At 67.7% G+C, this 15451-nt stretch carries 14 protein-coding genes; 7 read left to right on the top strand and 7 right to left on the bottom strand.

Annotated features, from left to right (window positions below; translation table 11 throughout):
* Window positions 1–408 carry an EamA family transporter gene (locus tag FQU96_RS24290; protein ID WP_146543948.1) on the top strand — a complete coding sequence of 136 codons (408 nt, stop codon included), beginning with the start codon at window positions 1–3 and terminating at the stop codon, window positions 406–408.
* A complete protein-coding gene (locus tag FQU96_RS24285) occupies window positions 405–1547 on the top strand; it encodes a GNAT family N-acetyltransferase (protein WP_146543947.1) in 1143 nt (380 codons plus the stop codon). The genes FQU96_RS24290 and FQU96_RS24285 overlap by 4 nt, the downstream gene beginning before the upstream one ends.
* On the opposite strand, the gene FQU96_RS24280 is transcribed toward FQU96_RS24285, so the two are convergent.
* The 3 genes from FQU96_RS24280 to FQU96_RS24270 all read right to left on the bottom strand — a co-directional run bounded on the left by FQU96_RS24280 (window position 1518) and on the right by FQU96_RS24270 (window position 6218).
* On the bottom strand, window positions 1518–3242 hold the full coding sequence (locus FQU96_RS24280) for a radical SAM protein (protein ID WP_218574846.1): 1725 nt from the start codon (window positions 3240–3242) through the stop codon (window positions 1518–1520). The two genes, FQU96_RS24285 and FQU96_RS24280, sit on opposite strands and share 30 nt — an antisense overlap.
* A 173-nt stretch (window positions 3243–3415) precedes the next feature.
* Window positions 3416–4618, bottom strand: a complete 1203-nt coding sequence (locus FQU96_RS24275) for an ABC transporter substrate-binding protein (RefSeq protein WP_146543946.1) — start codon at window positions 4616–4618, stop codon at window positions 3416–3418.
* Window positions 4619–4661: 43 nt separating this feature from the next.
* The gene (locus tag FQU96_RS24270) at window positions 4662–6218 is read right to left on the bottom strand and encodes a gamma-glutamyltransferase family protein (protein ID WP_178130681.1); all 1557 of its coding nucleotides are present in this window, start codon (window positions 6216–6218) and stop codon (window positions 4662–4664) included.
* Between the two features lie 149 nt (window positions 6219–6367).
* Here FQU96_RS24270 and FQU96_RS24265 point away from each other — a divergent pair, with 149 nt between their 5' ends.
* The 5 genes from FQU96_RS24265 to FQU96_RS24245 all read left to right on the top strand — a co-directional run bounded on the left by FQU96_RS24265 (window position 6368) and on the right by FQU96_RS24245 (window position 10894).
* Window positions 6368–6910: an RNA polymerase sigma factor gene (locus tag FQU96_RS24265; RefSeq protein WP_146543944.1), complete on the top strand. Its 543-nt coding sequence runs from the start codon at window positions 6368–6370 to the stop codon at window positions 6908–6910.
* 61 nt (window positions 6911–6971) lie between these two features.
* Entirely contained in the window at window positions 6972–7505 is a 534-nt protein-coding gene (locus FQU96_RS24260) for an anti-sigma factor (protein WP_146543943.1), read from the top strand.
* The gene (locus FQU96_RS24255; RefSeq protein WP_146543942.1) at window positions 7502–8008 is read left to right on the top strand and encodes a Spy/CpxP family protein refolding chaperone; all 507 of its coding nucleotides are present in this window, start codon (window positions 7502–7504) and stop codon (window positions 8006–8008) included. Before FQU96_RS24260 ends, FQU96_RS24255 begins: the two co-directional genes overlap by 4 nt.
* A 27-nt stretch (window positions 8009–8035) precedes the next feature.
* Entirely contained in the window at window positions 8036–9673 is a 1638-nt protein-coding gene (locus FQU96_RS24250; RefSeq protein ID WP_178130680.1) for a DUF1800 family protein, read from the top strand.
* 15 nt (window positions 9674–9688) lie between these two features.
* Complete coding sequence (locus tag FQU96_RS24245) at window positions 9689–10894, top strand: DUF1501 domain-containing protein (RefSeq protein ID WP_146543940.1); 1206 nt, start codon at window positions 9689–9691, stop codon at window positions 10892–10894.
* Window positions 10895–10906: 12 nt separating this feature from the next.
* Here FQU96_RS24245 and FQU96_RS24240 read toward each other — a convergent pair whose 3' ends face one another.
* The 4 genes from FQU96_RS24240 to FQU96_RS24225 form a co-directional block, all read right to left on the bottom strand.
* Window positions 10907–12130 carry a TetR/AcrR family transcriptional regulator gene (locus FQU96_RS24240; protein WP_255468486.1) on the bottom strand — a complete coding sequence of 408 codons (1224 nt, stop codon included), beginning with the start codon at window positions 12128–12130 and terminating at the stop codon, window positions 10907–10909.
* Window positions 12131–12235: 105 nt separating this feature from the next.
* Complete coding sequence (locus FQU96_RS24235; protein WP_178130679.1) at window positions 12236–13090, bottom strand: SDR family NAD(P)-dependent oxidoreductase; 855 nt, start codon at window positions 13088–13090, stop codon at window positions 12236–12238.
* The gene (locus tag FQU96_RS24230) at window positions 13087–13962 is read right to left on the bottom strand and encodes an alpha/beta hydrolase (RefSeq protein WP_146543937.1); all 876 of its coding nucleotides are present in this window, start codon (window positions 13960–13962) and stop codon (window positions 13087–13089) included. The genes FQU96_RS24235 and FQU96_RS24230 overlap by 4 nt, the downstream gene beginning before the upstream one ends.
* Window positions 13959–15437 carry an AMP-binding protein gene (locus FQU96_RS24225; RefSeq protein ID WP_255468485.1) on the bottom strand — a complete coding sequence of 493 codons (1479 nt, stop codon included), beginning with the start codon at window positions 15435–15437 and terminating at the stop codon, window positions 13959–13961. Before FQU96_RS24225 ends, FQU96_RS24230 begins: the two co-directional genes overlap by 4 nt.
* Window positions 15438–15451 lie beyond the last annotated feature (14 nt).

Below are 15451 nucleotides of genomic sequence, written 5' to 3'. Positions count from 1 at the left end.
ATGATCGAGACGCCCGCTGTTCGCACCGGCATCCATGCATGGCTGGGCTGGATCCTGTTGGTGGTCTTCGAGACCGCCTCGCAGGTGTTCCTCAAGGCTGGCAGCGATCATCTGCAGGGTGTGGGCGGCATCGGCCGGTGGCTGGTGGCCGCCGTGTCGTCGCCGCCGGTTGTTCTGGGTTTCCTGTGTTACTTCCTGTCGTTCCTGGCCTGGATGACGCTGCTGCGCGACAGCGACGTCAGCCGCGCGTTTCCGCTGACCGCGGTCGCGTATGTGACCGTACTGGCGGCGTCGGCCGTCTGGCTGGGTGAAACGGTCGGTCTGATCCGCTGCCTGGGCGTTGCGGTGATCGGCGCAGGCGTCGTGCTGCTGGCCAGCGAGGGCGCCGGCCGGGAGCACGGTACATGATCGCTGTCGTCCTCACCTCGATCGAAACGATCGGCGCCGCCGCGTGGAACGCCTTCCTGCCCGGCGAGACCGAGGGCTATGACTATCATCGCGCCGTCGAAATCGCGGGCATACCGGGCTTCGCGTTGCTGTGGATCGTGGTGCGCGACGGCGAACGCATGGTGGGTTTCGCGCCGGCGTTCGTGACGTCCTATCGTCTCGATGCCACCGTGCAGGGGTATTGGAAGCGCGTGACGGAAGCCGTCAGCCGTGTGCTGCCGTCGCTGCTGGTGTGCCATATGGCCTGCCTGGGATCACCGGCGGCCGAGTCGTGCATGGTCGGCCTCGCGCCGGGTCTCGATGCCGCCGACCGAGACGTCGTGCTGGCAATGATCCTGCGGGCGCTACGGCAGTTGTCGCGAGTGCACGGTGCCGGTCTGGTGGCTGTCAAGGACGTCCCTGAGAAGAATGCGGCGTTGAGGGCGGCGGTGGCGGCAGCGGGGTTCGCGCGCCTGCCGGGATTGCCCACGGCACGCCTGGACATCGTCCATGCGACGGTCGAGGCCTACCTTGCGTCGCTGAGCGCGGCCACGCGCAAGGACATGCGGCGAAAACTCAAGGCGGCCGCCGCGATCACCATCGAGCGGCGCGCGCAGATCGACGACGTGCTGCCGCGGGTGATGGCGCTCTACCACGGCACGCAGTCGCGCAGTGAACTGCGGTTCGAGACGCTGCCGCCCGGCTATTTCAGCGGCGTGCTGGCGGGATCAGGCGGGCAGGCCAGCTGCTTTCTCTATTGGCATGGTCAGGATCTGCTGGCGTTCAACCTGGTGCTGCATGACGGCCGACAGCTGGTCGACAAGTTCTTTTGCATGGACGCCGTCGAGGGTCGGCGCTTCAACCTGTACTTCCTGAGCTGGATGACGAACGTCCGCTTCTGCATCGAGCAGGGGATCGGGGCGCTGGTGGCCGGACAGGCCTGCTATGGGCCCAAGCTGCGGTTGGGCAGCAGCCTGGGAACGAACTGGCTCTTCTTCCGCCATCGCCACGGGCCGATCCACGCGGCGCTGCGCCTCGCCGCCGTTTTCCTTCGTGCCGATCGCCACGACCCTGTCCTGGCGCGCTTGCCGCTACTCAGCGACCGCCAGGCTCCGCGCTGATACGTCGGCTGCCTTTTTCTGTTCTGCCTTCAGGTAGGCATAGGGATCGTGCATCAGTGCATCGTCCGGCAAATGGCGCCAGAGCGGCCCGAGCTGTCGTTTGATTCGTGCATGGAGATAGGCGGGGAGCTCGCTTGTCTCGCCGTCGAAGAAACGCCGCATCGAGCGATCGTGAACCAACAGATCTCGGATGCGCGCCTGGTAACGCGTGCGTCCCGACGATATCGCGCGGACGAATCCGAACCAGCGTGGAATGATGCCGCGGTTGACGAGCAGTCGTCGCCACACACGGCGTCCGGTCAGGGCATAGCCGGTCAGATCGACGGCGTGCGTATAGAAGTCGACCCAGTCGTAGTTCTTGGGCCGGACGTTCATCGCATGATTGCTGTCGAGGAGATGGAACGGAAACGGCAGCACCCGGTGCTGTCGCTGAAATTCCAGATTGAGCGGTGCAGCACGACCGTACGCCGTCAGGAGTGAGAAAGCGGGGTAGGCGCCCGGTGCGAGATCGATGAAGCGCTTGGTCAGCTCGAACGGCGAGTCGCCTTCATCGCTGTCCAAGCCAAGGACGAAATTGGTCTGAACGAAGGGGACGTGGCGCAGGATCATGTTGATGTGACCGGCAACCTGGGTGACCTTCTCGAGGCCCGTCCTGGTGCCGGTCTTCGATTTGGCGCCATGCTCGTACCAGCTCTCGATACCGGGCAGCAGGCCGACGAAACCGTTGCGTGCCAGGCGCTTGACGTTGCCTTCCCCGAGAAGCGAGAGGCTCGTCTCTGCGACGTGACGCATGCGGCGCCCACGCGGCACGGCCCGCTCGATGGCCCCCATGTAGTCGTTGAAGCGGATACCGAAATTGGGATCATGCCAACCGATGAGCGGGTTCCTGAACTTGGTGAGCGCAAACCGCAGGTCTTCCGTGATCCGGTCCAGCGACAACGGGCGGTAGTCCACCGTCGAATCGATGCAGAAACTGCACGTGTATGGACAACCCACCGATCCGATCATGGGCACGACTTTCAGGATGCCAGCCTTGGACAGTGCGGCATCAACGAAGCGCCAGCGCTCGGCGAGCGTCGGAAAATCACTGAGCTGCCGCGTGGCCGACAGTGCAAGTCCTTCGCGATGCCGACTGCCCTGCGTAACAACGTCGAGAACGAGGTCGCGATCGGTGAAACCGAGCACATAGTCGAAATATCGGACCGCATCCTCCGGGTAGCAGCGTGCGTGCGGGCCACCGAGAACGGTCACCGTCCCGCGCTGGCGAAAGAAATTCGCGACCGCGTAGGCCGTCAGTGCCGAACGGGTAAACGCGTTGATGAACAACACATCAGCGTCGCCGATGGTCTCCGGCGTCAGGTCCTCAACACCCGTGTAGCAAATATAGGTGACGTGGTGGCCCGCCTGTTCGCACCAGGCCGCCACGACCTGGGGCATGACGCTCGCCAGGCCTGCATTGATCGCGCGCGCATACGCCTTGCGGGCCGGTCCCTTGGTGACCAGGTCAAGAACGATGACGCGCCTGGAGGTTGCTGGCAGCATGGAGCCTCCGGGAGTACGAAACGGTTCCAGTGGGAATTCGGAGTCGGTGAGCGTCGCGTTCAGTACGGTCGGACAATCCGCAATCGCGATCGATTTGCGGATTGCACCGGGAAGGCCGCCACGTCGTGGCCGGCACCGGGATCTGCCGATCATCGTCGGTCAGCCCGGCGCACGTTGGCCTCCCGTCCGCGTACATGCAAGCAGGAAAGGGCGTCTAACTGACGCCCAAGCGGAAAGCCTTCTGCAAGAACAGGCGGCTGCGCGTGTCGTCGTTGCCCAAGGGCCTGTGCGCCAGAGGGGCGCCTGCCATTGCGGCCCGAGCAGCCCTACGGCGGCAATACGTACTTCGACCTGATGGCAGGGACGCGGTCGGTGCCGCCATAGCAGACGATCAGCGCTTCGTGCGCCATGTTGCCCTTGCCGTCGGACCAATACTCGGTTGCGAGCCCCGGCCATCGCATCGTGGACAGGCGGGCGCGGACCGCATCGCCCGTCACGGCATCGACGCCCTTGGCTTTGACGATCTCGTCGACCATGACGCCCAGCATGCGCACGGCGTCGTACTCGGCAACGGCGAACGCATCGGGATCCGCCTGGTATTCGCGGCGATAGGCAGCGACGAACTTGCGCATGCGGTCGTTGTCGGTAGCGGCGCTGGGCATCGCCGCCGTCTCGGCGCACACGTCCTTCAGTTCGGCCGGTTCCAGCAGCGCCGCGGTCGCGGGCTGCGCCATCGCCGAGCCGGCGATGATGGGCAGCGACGGTGCCATGGTCCGCGCCTGGCGCACCGCGAGCGCCGTCGACTGCGAATGCAGGTGCAGCACCAGCGCGTCGGCCTGTGCCGCCTGGGCGCGCGCGATCATGGGCGCGAAGTCGTTGACGGTCGTCGCAACGCCTTCCTCGAGCACGGGCTTGATGCCGAGCTCGCCCAGCGTCCGTGCCAGCTGCTCGCGGCCCGACTGGCCGTAGGCCGTGGTCTGGTAGATCACCGCCGGCCGCCGGGCACCGGTCTTCTCGGCGATGTACTTGGCGTGCGCGACCTTCACCGTGCCGTCGCTGGGGAAGAAGCGGAAGAACCAGGGATTGCCCATCTCCGACAGGCGCGACGTGCCCGAGATCGCCAGTACCGGTACTTTTGCCTCGGCCGCCAGCGGCAGCACCGCCAGCATCTGGGTACCCAGAATCGGGCCCATCGCGGCGACCGGCGGCCGCACGCCGTCACGCACCGTGGTGTCGCGGAACGCGCGTTGCCAGGCGGTTGCGGCGCCTTCGGGGCTGCTGCCCGTGTCGATCACGTCGACAACGAATTTGACGCCGACGTCGCGCAAGGCCAACAGCGCGCCGTCGCGCTGGCTTTTGCCCTCCAGGGCAATGAAGCCGGTCAGGGGGACCAGCAGCGGCAGGCGGAAGGCGGGAGCCGCCTGCGCCCGTACCAGCGCGGGCAAACCCCAGCCGACGCCCAGGGCGGCGGCACCGAGCAGTCTGCGGCGCCGTAACCGTTGAACAGGCGTCGTTTCGCTACGCTGCATCGCTTCTCCCCCCGTCTCTCCCCGGCGTCAGGTCGCGCCGAGGTTATACCGCCGCGCCGCCGGCCCAGGGCGACATGACTTCGCTCATGCCGGTCACGGTACCCGTCATCGGGTCGCGCCGGATGCAGCTGGGGTTGGCGAAGTTCAAGGGATAGACCATGTTGGGCACTTGTTCGATCGGATGGCGCGCCGCGATCGCCCGTTGGATGTCGGGCGGCAGGTCCCAGTTCACGCGGATCGGGCCAGTGCCCGACACGTCGATGCGCGGCAGGTGGAAGGCGGTCTCGACGTCCAGCCCGCGATCGACCTGCATCATGATCAGCTGGGTGATGGCCGGCACGATGCGGCGGCCGCCCGACGCGCCGATGGTGAACCAGCCCTCGCCGTTCTTGGACACCACGGTCGCGCAGATATTGCACAGCGGCCGCTTGCCCGGCGCCACCGAGTTCGGCCGGCCCGGCTCGGGATCGAACCACATGATGCCGTTGTTCATCATGATGCCGGTCTGCGGCAGCATCACGCGCGAGCCGAACAGCGACAGCAGGGTCTGGGTCAGCGCCACCATGTTGCCCTCGGCGTCCACGACGTTGAAGTGCGTGGTGCAGGAGGGCGTGTGCGCGTCGCCCATCGTGCGCAGGCGTTCCTCGTAGGCGGTGTGCAGGGCCTCGGCGACGGCGACGAAGGCATCGGCATCCGGCGGCCCGTTGCCGATCGTGCGATCGCCGATCAGCTCGAACGTCCGCTTCATGGTCGGACCCGCCGTCAGGTAGGGCACCGTGTGGACGGTGGCGCCGTTGCGTTCGAAGGTCACCGGATCGACGATGCGGGCGTGATAGTTCGCCAGGTCGTCCAGGCTGATGGGCGAGCCGCCCGCATTGAGGTCGGCGACCAGCTTGCGGGCGATCTCGCCCTCGTAGTAGTCGCGCGGCCCGGCATCGCGCAGGCGTTTCAGGGTCTCTGCCAGCCGGCCCAGCTTCACGCGCGGCGGCGCGCCATCCCAGCCGACCACCGGCGGGAAACCGTTGGGCAGATAGGTCGCGCGCGAGGTCTCGTACTCGGCGAGGTAGGCGGCGCCGGTGGCGATCAGGAGCGTGGCGTACCAGTCGCAGGAAAGGCCACGCTCGGCGAGTTCGACGGCCGGCTCCATCACCTGGCGCCACGACTGGGTGCCGAAGCGCTGCAGGGCGGTGGCCATGCCGTCGACCTGCCCAGGCACCGCGATCGAATGGTAGCCCTTGATGTTGCGGTCCTCGACCACCGGCGCCCAGCCGAACAGGTCGCTGGGCGCCTGGCCCGCGATCACGGCGTAGGTCTTGGGGTCGAGCTTGCGGGCGGCGATGGGGCCATAGTCCACCACGTAGGCGCGGCGTTCCTTGGCGATCCACACCGCCATGTAGCCGATGCCGCCGATGCCGCTCATCCAGGGCTCGAGGCCGCCGATCGCCATGGCCGTGGTCACCGCGGCATCGATGGCGTTGCCGCCGCGCGCCAGCGCTCCGGCGCCAACCTCGGCCGCCAGCGTGTTCTGAGCCACGACGGCACCGCGGCCGTGGACCGCTTTCTTGGTCACCTGCTGGCGGCGATTGAAATTCTCGCTCATCGGGAATGACTTCCTGTGGGCTCGTGTTGACGTTACGACGGAGCACCCTGCCACAGAAAAGCCGTGTAAGATCATGATGTTGCGACATAGGGGGGATGTTCCGTTGGCATCCTCGGTACGATTCAACGTCGGGAGCGGCTTAAGAACCCGTGGCGTCGTTCGACGACATCGATTTGCCGGCGCTCCTGGCCGGCGGCAAGCGTGACTGGGACCGCTTCGTGGCCGCCGCCGCGCCGGTGATTCACGCCGTGGCCCGCCGCGTCGTGGCCGCCCATGGCGTGTCCGCCGACGAGGCGGTGGATGTCGCCCAGGACGTGTTCGTGCGGCTGTGCGCCGACGACAGGCGTCTGCTGCGCGCCTATGACCCCGCCCGCTCTTCCATGAGCACATGGCTTGCCGTCGTGGCGCGTTCCTGCGCTGTCGATCACCTGCGGCGTCGGCGCCAGGCGCACACACCGCTGGATGACGTGCCGGAAAGCGCCACGGCCATCGAGGATCGGCATGTCGAGCGGCTCAATATCCCGGCTGGCCTGCTGACCGAGCGGCAGGCCCTGATCCTGCATCTGTTGTATGACCGCGAGATGGATGTGGCCGAGGTGGCTGCGTTCCTGAAGGTTGATGCACAGACCGTGCGCAGCACGCACCACAAGGCCATGCTGCGCCTGCGGGAACATTTTCGGATTGAGGCATAAACGTGTCGGGATGGCGGGGATATTGCCGGCTCCGGCACCGTATGGGGAAGAGGAGGGGATCATGAGCGACAAGGATCCCGTAGGAACCGAGGCAGATGGAGCGCTGTGGGCGCGGTTGAAGACCGGCACCCCGGCGAACGACCCCGCACGCGTGGCGGCCATCACCGAGCAGGATCTGGCAGCCTGGCTGGACGGCCGGCTGTCGCCTGACGCGGCGGCGCGGGTCGAGGCTCGGCTCGCAGCCGATCCCGCGATGCTGAACCGGGCGCTGGACGCTGCCAGCGCCTTGCGCGAGGCGACGCCGCCGGCGTCCGAGCGCCTGGTCGCGCGAGCGCAAGCGCTGGTCGGGTTCGAGGTGGAGCGCTTGCCGCGGGCCGCGGGCGGGCTGTGGGCGTGGCTGGCCGGCTGGCGGCGGCCGATCGAGGTCGCGGTCGTCACCGGTGCTTTCCTGCTGGTCTGTATCACGGGCTTTTCGCTGGGCGGCGGCTTCCAGGAAGCCTTTGCCAATGATGGCGCCGAGATCACCGACTTCGTAACGGCGCCGCTGGCCGGTACCGACCTGGGCTTCCTGGTCGAGCAGGGGAGCCAACCATGATCCGCCGGAACCTGGCCTGGATCCTGTTCGGCCTGTCGTTGGTCCTGAACGTCTTCTTCATCGGCGGTTTCGTCTATGCCAAGCACTACGGGCCACCGTGGGCGCCAGGCCATGCGCCGTGGCAGCAGCGGGTCGATGCCAAGTGGGCCGAGGAACTGCGGCTGGACGACGCCCAGCAGCGCACGTTCCGTGAAGCCTTCCGGGCGATGCGCCAGCGCAATGCCGATCGGGTGCGCGAGCTGATGCAGGTGCGGGAGAAGCTGGCGGCCGAGCTCAGGAAGGAGCAGCCTGACTTCGCTGCCATCGATCCGCTGCTGGAACGCTCGGCCGCGCTGCGGGTCGACATGCAGCGGGACGGTATCCGTGCCGCCGAGCAGATCGCCGCGACGCTGCGGCCCGAGCAGCGGGCGAAGTTCCGCGAAGTGATGGCCGCCAAGGCGTTGGGCCCCGGCCGCCGTCACGGCATGCGCCGGCCGCCGCCGGACGAGCGGCAGCCGAAATAGTCCGCGCCTTTTGTGGGGAGGATGAGCATGCGTGGTGTCGCATCCCCATCGCTGGGTCGCCGATCGCTGCTGTCGGGCGTCGGGCGGACCATCGCTCTTGCCGGCGTCGGCGCGGTCGTGCCGGCCGTGTTCAGGCCCGCCTCGGCAATGGCCATGGGCGCCGACGAGGCACGCCATCTGCTGTCGCGTACCGGCTTCGGCCCGACACCGGCGGACATCGCCGACGTGCAGGGCTTGGATTATACGGCCGCCGTCGAGCGCCTGCTGGGCAAGTGGCGCCCAGAGGCGCTGACCGCGCCGCCGGGATGGATCAACCTGACCCCGCCCCAGGCGCGCGAGGAAATCGAGCGCTTCCGTGAACAGCGTGCCGAGAAAGGCAAGCCGAAGGCGGCGTCGGATCCGGCGCCTGCCGCCGCGCCGGGTGGCGGCGTGCCGGCGAAGCCCCTGGCCAATGCCAACCCCAGGCAGGAGCGGGCGCGCGAACTGCGCAACTGGTGGGTCGAGGAGATGCTGGTCACCGACCAGCCTTTCGTCGAGCGCATGGTGCTGTTCTGGCACAACCACTTCACCTCCAGCCTGCAGAAGGTGACCTTCACGCCCGCCGTCTACCGCCAGAACCTGCTGTTCCGCCGCCATGCGCTGGGTAATTTCGCCACCCTGCTGCGCGCCGTGGCGAAGGATCCGGCGATGCTGCTCTATCTCGACGGCGCACAGAACAAGGCCGGCCAGCCCAACGAGAACTTCGCGCGCGAACTGCTGGAGCTGTTCACCCTGGGCGAGGGCCACTACAGCGAAGCCGACATCAAGGCCGCGGCGCGCGCCTTCACCGGCTGGGGCATCGATCGCGAGACCGGTGCTTTTCAGGTTCACCCGGCGCTGCACGACAAGGGTGAGAAGACCTTCTTCGGCCGCACCGGCACGTTCACCGGCGATGACATCCTGTCGATGATCCTGGAGAAACCGGGAGTCGCCGAATGGATCACGGGCAAGCTGTGGCGCGAGTTCGTGTCGCTGAAGCCGGACGAGGGCGAGATCAAGCGGCTGGCGGCGGTCTTCCGCGAGGCGCGCTACGAGATGAAACCGCTGCTGCGCGCCTTGTTCCTGACGCCGGCGTTTCGCGACCAGGCCAATCGCGGCGGGCTGATCAAGTCGCCGATCGAACTGGTGGTCGGTACCGTCCGCCTGCTGGGGTTGCCGGTACCGGAAAAGACGCGACTGGTGCGGGCGCTGCAGTCGATCGGCCAGGTGCCGTTCGACCCGCCCAACGTCAAGGGCTGGCCCGGCGGCGAGGCCTGGATCACCACCAACACGCTGCTGATGCGCCAGCAGATCCTGCGTCGAATCGTGGAGGCGACCACGGTGGCACCGATGGGCGGCCCGATGACCATGGCGCCGGCCAAGCCCGGACGTCGCACCGATCGCCGCGAACAGACGGGCGGTCGCGAGGAAGTCATGATGGAACCGGAGCAGACGCCGGTCGAAGGCCGCAGCCTGCGCAGCGCCGGCAGCAGCGCGCGGCTGGGGCCGACACTGGCCGGGCTCGATGCCGAGACGCTGCAGCGGGCGCTGCTGCCGGTGCCGCCGCAGTTGCCGCTGGAGACGGGCATGGCGGCGGGTGATGTGGTCGCCCGCCTGCTGCTCGATCCCGGCTACCAACTCAAATAAGCAACGAGGCTCGCCATGTTGCGTCGCGACTTCCTGCAGGTGTCGGCCGGACTGGCCGTCGCCCTGGCGACTCCACAGGCGCTCGCCCAAGGCGGAACGTCGGCCGCCAAGGCGGCGCAGCGCACCGCCGAGCCCGGTTCGCCGCGGTGGGATCGCATCCTGGTGCTGGTCGAACTGAAAGGCGCCAATGACGGCCTCAACACCGTCATCCCCTTTGCCGATCCGCTGTACGCCAAGCTGCGTGGACCGCTGGCGATCGCGCGCGATCGCGTGGTGCCGCTCGACCAGCGAGTCGGTCTGCATCCGGCACTGAAGGGACTGATGGAGGGCTGGAAGGAGCGCGATCTCGCCGTCGTCCAGGGCGTCGGTTATCCCTATCCCAACCGCTCCCATTTCCGCTCGATCGAGATCTGGGACACGGCGTCGGCCGCCAGCCAGACCTTGAGCGAGGGCTGGTTGGCGCAAGCCTTCAACGGCGCGTCTCGGCCGGCGGGACGTGCCATCGATGCCGTCGTCGTCGACACCAACGCGCTGCCGGCAACGGGCGGCGATCTGCGCACGATCGTGATGCAGGATGCCGAGAGCTTCATCCAGCAGGCGCGCGCCATGCGCGACGGCGGGGCGCCGGCGGCCGCCAATCCGGCGCTGGCCCATGTCATGAAAGTCCGCGGCGAGATCCACGCCGCATCACTGGGTCTGGCCGAGCGCATGCGCGGCGCGCCGGCACCGGCGCATGCGTTCGCGACCGATCCGTTCAGCCACCAGCTGGCGCTGGCCACGCGCATCCTGCTGGCGAAGGTGCCGGTGGTCGCGATCAAGGTGGCGCTGGGCGGCTTCGATACGCACGCGCGCCAGCTCGAGACGCACGAGCGATTGCTGACGCAGCTCGGCGAGGGGCTGGCGATGTTCCGCCGCAACCTCATCGCCGCCGGCTTGTGGAAGGACGTGCTGGTGATGACCTATTCCGAGTTTGGCCGGCGGGTGAAACCCAATGCCAGCGCCGGCACCGACCACGGCACGGCAGCCCCGCACTTCATGATGGGCGGCCTCGTGAAGGGCGGCCTGCACGGCGCCTATCCGTCGCTGGCCGACCTCCAGGACGGCGACCTCAAGCACAGCGTCGATTTCCGCGACCTCTATGCCACGGTGGCGCGGCGCTGGTGGGGCCTCAACGACACGTTCGGCCGCCGCAACCCCACCATGGTCGACATCATTGCCTAGATCGGCGGCACATTAGCGCGTCGGTGCAGCGAGGCCTTCGAGCAGGGGCCGCACGTAGAGATCCGTCACGGCGTCGGCGGTGATGCCGGGGACCCATCGGTGCAGTTCGGCGGCGCCGTTGATCATCGGGTTGACCAACTGGCCGGCGATGAAGGGGTCGACCGGCCGGATCGAGCCGTCGGCGATGCCGTCGACGATGAAACTGGCGAAGCGATCCGACAGCCGGTTCATGCGGATGACCATCTGGATGCGGGTCGGCTCCGGCACCGCGTGCAGGGCGCTGGTGCGCAACAGGGGACCGTCCGCCGACATCTGGTGCTGGATCAGCGTACTCACCGCCGCGCAGAGCCGAGCCCAGCCGCTGTTGCCGACGGCCGCGGCGGCATTCTGTGCCTGCCGGATCACCGCGAACGTACGTTCGAAGCACTCGACGACCAGGTCGTCCTTGTTTTCGTTGTGATGGTAGAAGGAGCCCTTGGTGACGTTCAGCCGGGCGGAGATCATCTCGACCGAGGCGCCGCGATAGCCCTGCTCGTTGATGAGATCGGTGGCGGCGCGCAGGAAGGCTTCGCGCGAGATCTCGGTGGTGCTGGCGGCGGGCGCGGCCAGCGGCACCGAGAGAGCGGGCCACGGCGCATGCGATGCCGGCAGGCCGCGGGCCAGGATGTCGTTGATCCGCGCCGCGACCCGGTCGTAGTCCTCGGTCTCGTAGCGGTAGATCCACGCCGGCACCCAGAAGATCAGCGACAGGAACAGATGCGTGCGGGCGTTCGCCGCGCGCCGCTCGATCGGCGTCCGCTCGTCTGTCTGCAGCAGGGGCCGTGCCCGGCGGAACATGTTGGTGTAGGCGTCGAACACCATCTGTGTACCGGAATCGGACAGTGCCCGGATGTCATCGAAAACCACCAGCGGCGGGCGCTGCCCCGACTCGATATCCTTCAGCAGGTTGAAATAGAGCGTGACGCAGCGTTGCAGCCGTGCCGCCGGCGTCGCTTCCCGGGAGGCGGCGATGAACAACGCTTCGACGGCCTCGATCGCACGCAGATAGCAGGCGGCGGCGAGGTCCTCCTTCTTCTTGAAATAGTAGGTGACGCTGTTGGTGACGAGCCCGACGCTGTGCGCCACTTCGGCGAGGCTCACGCCCTTGAGGCCCCGCTGGTTGAACAGGCGGACTGCCGCTTCGACGATCGCGTCACGCTTGGCGGCGTACTTGCTCGTCTGGCGATGCGCTTTCACGGGTGAGGGGAGCGAGGCCGAAAGAGGTCTTGATTGCCGTGGCATTTGTCATCGCAAAGTCGGACTGCGGCCGACCATATCACGGTTCCGCAACGCCGCGCAGGCTTAGGAGCGGAAGGCCTGATCGGCCATCCAGACGCGCGGCGGCTGGCCGTCGACCAGCATCCGCGCCCGTTCGACGATGCCGGGATTGGCAGCCGGGTGGGTGAGAACCCAGAAGCGATCGTCCCGGATCGCCGCCAGGATGAGGTCGGCGACGGCCTCGGGCCGGATGCCGGCTTCCTGAACCTCGCTCGCGGCGTCGCGCCAGGCCGTCATCTGCTCGCGGTCGCTCCACGGGCGGTCATCCTGGGGACGGTTGCGCCACGAGAGGTGGATCCGGGTATCGACCATGCCGGGGCAGACCGCCGACACGCCGATCGGCGCGTTCTCCGCCCGCAGTTCGCTGTGCAGCGCCTCCGAGATCGAGGCCACAGCCGCCTTGGAGGCGCAGTAGGGGGCGTGCGTGCCGATCGGGAACATCGCTGCCAGCGACGCGATATTGACGATATGGCCCGGCTGGCCGCTGGCGCGCATCGACGGCAGGAAGGCCTTGATGCCGTGGATCACGCCCCACAGGTTGACGTCCAGGACCCAGCGCCAGTCGTCGATCGCCAGGTCCCATGTCGGGCCGAGGATCGAGACGCCGGCGTTGTTGCAAACCACGTGTGCCTGGCCGAACGTGTCGTGCACCTTGGCTGCGAGCGCCTGCATGTCGTCCCAGCGCGCGACGTCGGTGCGCACGCCGATGACGCGATGCCCGGCGGCGGTCAGCCGGCCGCAGGCGGAATCCAAGGCCTGCTGCTCGATGTCGGCCAGCACCAGGTGCATGCCTTCGCGGCCCAGGCGCTCGGCCAGCGCCAGGCCGATACCGCTGGCGCCACCGGTGATGACGGCGACGCGCTCCTTCAGGTCTCTCACGACTGCCTCCCGTCGGCCACGAGGTGCTTGTGGAACCATGCGACGGCGGCCTGCGACGATGGTTCATAGTAGGCGTCGTAGACGCCATAGTGCGTGCAGGGATAGGTGATGTAGTCCGCTGGCGCGTTTTGCCGGATCGTCTCGTAGACCAGCCGGCCGTGCTGGCTGCGGTCGACAAGTTCCTCGTGCTCGGCATCGATGATCAGCGACGGCACCCGCACGTTGGCTGCCGCCCGCACGGCGCGATGGCCCAGCATCTTGGCCACGTCGGGTGTGCCCTTCAGCCCGGGCACGGTGTCGACGCCCTGCGGCAGGGCAGGATCGAACTCGCCGCGCGCCTTTTTCTGCGCCCGGCTTCGGGCCAGCTGTTTGAAGTCGTCGCCCTGCGGATGATCATAGCCGCCGATCTGGGCCACGACACAGCGCACGCGATCTTCGATGCTGGTGAAATGGACGGCATGGCCGCCGCCGTAGCTGGTGCCCCAGATGGCCATGCGAGCGGTATCGACGACGTCTTCGCCGGCCAGGAACTCGAAGGCATTGCGGATGTCGAGCAGCTGATCGATCGGATCGACGATCTCGCGCACGACGCGGACGTCGAGGGTGTGCGTGCCGGCCGTCGTCAGCATCGGGCCGGTTGCCGGCGCGACGATGCGGCCATCCGATTCGCCCCAGCCGCGATAGTCGAACACCAGGCAGGCGAAGCCGTGCCGAGCGAAGCGGCGCGCGTAGACCGCCAGATGTGACTTGAGCCCACCCCAGCCGTGGCACAGCAGGATGGCCGGCAAGCGCCGGCCGTGCGGTTCGTCGGGCAGGAAGAGATCCGCCGCCAGGCGCGATCCCTCGCTCCAGATGATGACAGGCTTGTTCATTCAACACCTCGCATTGGTGCGGCGATGCGGTCCTGCCGCAGCCGTGAGCGGCGGCTCTTGCCCGCATCGTCACGCAGGGGCGTGTCGACGATCTCGATGCTGCGCGGCCGCTTGTGGTAGGCCAGCCGCGTCGCGAGATGGGCGTGCAGCGCCGCGCGATCCAGTCCCGGTCGCGCCTGGACGATGGCGTGGATGCGGGCGCCGAGATCCTCGTCGGGGAGGCCGATCACGGCGCTGGAAATGACCGACGGGTACGATTCCAGTGCCGCTTCGACTTCCGCCGGATAGACGTTGGCGCCACCGACCAGGATCATGTCGGTGCTGCGATCGGTGATGTAGAGATACCCCTCGGCGTCCATCCAGCCATAGTCGCCCAGCGACTCCCAGTCGCCGCACGCGCGGGCCTCGGCGCCGACATAGCGATAGGAGGGCGGTGTTCCCGCCGTGCGGCGCAGGTAGATCTCGCCGGTCTCGCCGTTGGGGACGGGATGGCCCTGATCGTCGAGCACACAGAGCTCGCCGTAGGCGGCGCGGCCCACCGATCCCCTGTGCTGCTGCCACGCGAGTCCATCGATCGTCGTTGCCGCTTGCGACTCGGTGCCGCCGTACAGCTCCCAGATGCGCCCGCCGCCCAGCCAGTCGATCCAGGCCTGCTTGAGCCACGGCGGGCAGGGCGCCGCCAGGTGCCAGACCGTGCGCAGCGACGACAGATCGAAGCGGTCGCGGACCGCATCGTCCAGCCGCCAGATCCGGTTCATCATGGTGGGGACCAGGTACAGCCACGTGGCTCGGTGCCGCTCGACCAGCTCCAGCGTCTGCAAGGCATCGAACTTCGGCATCAGCACCAGGTGACCGCCCGCCATCAGCCCGGCCATGGCCGAGGCGAAAGGCCCGTTGTGGTAGAGCGGCCCGGGCATCAGGTTCACGCCATCGGGCTCCAGCCGCCACAGCGCGATGCCGAAAGCGTCGACCACGCCGGGTTGCCCCGAGACGATCAGCTTCGGGCGGCCCGTGCTGCCGCCCGACGTCGGCGCTTTCCACGACGGCGAGATACGCTCCGGCAACGGGCTGTCGTCGGCGCAGTTTGCCAGCAGTGTCGCGACATCGACCACGGGATGGTCGATGTCGAGCGATGCCTCGGCAAAGATCGCAGCCGGTCTGGCCAGCGCCACGATCGCATCGAGTTCCGCCTTGGGCAGGCGGGCCGACACCGGCTGCGGCACCGCGCCGAGCTTCCAGGCCGCCATCGTCGCGACGATGAAATCAATGCCGTTCGGCAGGGCGATGGTGACGAAGGTGCCGTGGCGCACGCCATGGGCTTGCAGGGCGCGGGCAACGCGATTGGTGCGGCGTTCCAGCGCCAGCCACGAGAGTGTGTCGGATCCGCATGTGACGGCGCTTGCGGTCGGCCGCTCGTTCGACCAGCGCCGGAAGCATGCAGCCAGCGACATGGTGCCGTCGGGCAGGTGCGTCATGGGTGATTTTGAGT

The organism is Reyranella sp. CPCC 100927 (assembly GCF_007859315.1).
In the GTDB taxonomy this organism is placed as follows: domain Bacteria; phylum Pseudomonadota; class Alphaproteobacteria; order Reyranellales; family Reyranellaceae; genus Vineibacter.
Note: the sequence above shows the minus strand (reverse complement) of the source record. Positions and strands in the feature narration are given on the sequence as shown.

Coding starts and splice junctions, on each gene's coding strand:
- FQU96_RS24290 (WP_146543948.1), top strand. CDS start 1: ATGATCGAGACGCCCGCTGTTCGCACCGGCATCCATGCATGGCTGGGC.
- FQU96_RS24285 (WP_146543947.1), top strand. CDS start 405: ATGATCGCTGTCGTCCTCACCTCGATCGAAACGATCGGCGCCGCCGCG.
- FQU96_RS24280 (WP_218574846.1), bottom strand. CDS start 3,242: ATGATCGGCAGATCCCGGTGCCGGCCACGACGTGGCGGCCTTCCCGGT.
- FQU96_RS24275 (WP_146543946.1), bottom strand. CDS start 4,618: ATGCAGCGTAGCGAAACGACGCCTGTTCAACGGTTACGGCGCCGCAGA.
- FQU96_RS24270 (WP_178130681.1), bottom strand. CDS start 6,218: ATGAGCGAGAATTTCAATCGCCGCCAGCAGGTGACCAAGAAAGCGGTC.
- FQU96_RS24260 (WP_146543943.1), top strand. CDS start 6,972: ATGAGCGACAAGGATCCCGTAGGAACCGAGGCAGATGGAGCGCTGTGG.
- FQU96_RS24255 (WP_146543942.1), top strand. CDS start 7,502: ATGATCCGCCGGAACCTGGCCTGGATCCTGTTCGGCCTGTCGTTGGTC.
- FQU96_RS24250 (WP_178130680.1), top strand. CDS start 8,036: ATGCGTGGTGTCGCATCCCCATCGCTGGGTCGCCGATCGCTGCTGTCG.
- FQU96_RS24245 (WP_146543940.1), top strand. CDS start 9,689: ATGTTGCGTCGCGACTTCCTGCAGGTGTCGGCCGGACTGGCCGTCGCC.
- FQU96_RS24230 (WP_146543937.1), bottom strand. CDS start 13,962: ATGAACAAGCCTGTCATCATCTGGAGCGAGGGATCGCGCCTGGCGGCG.
- FQU96_RS24225 (WP_255468485.1), bottom strand. CDS start 15,437: ATGACGCACCTGCCCGACGGCACCATGTCGCTGGCTGCATGCTTCCGG.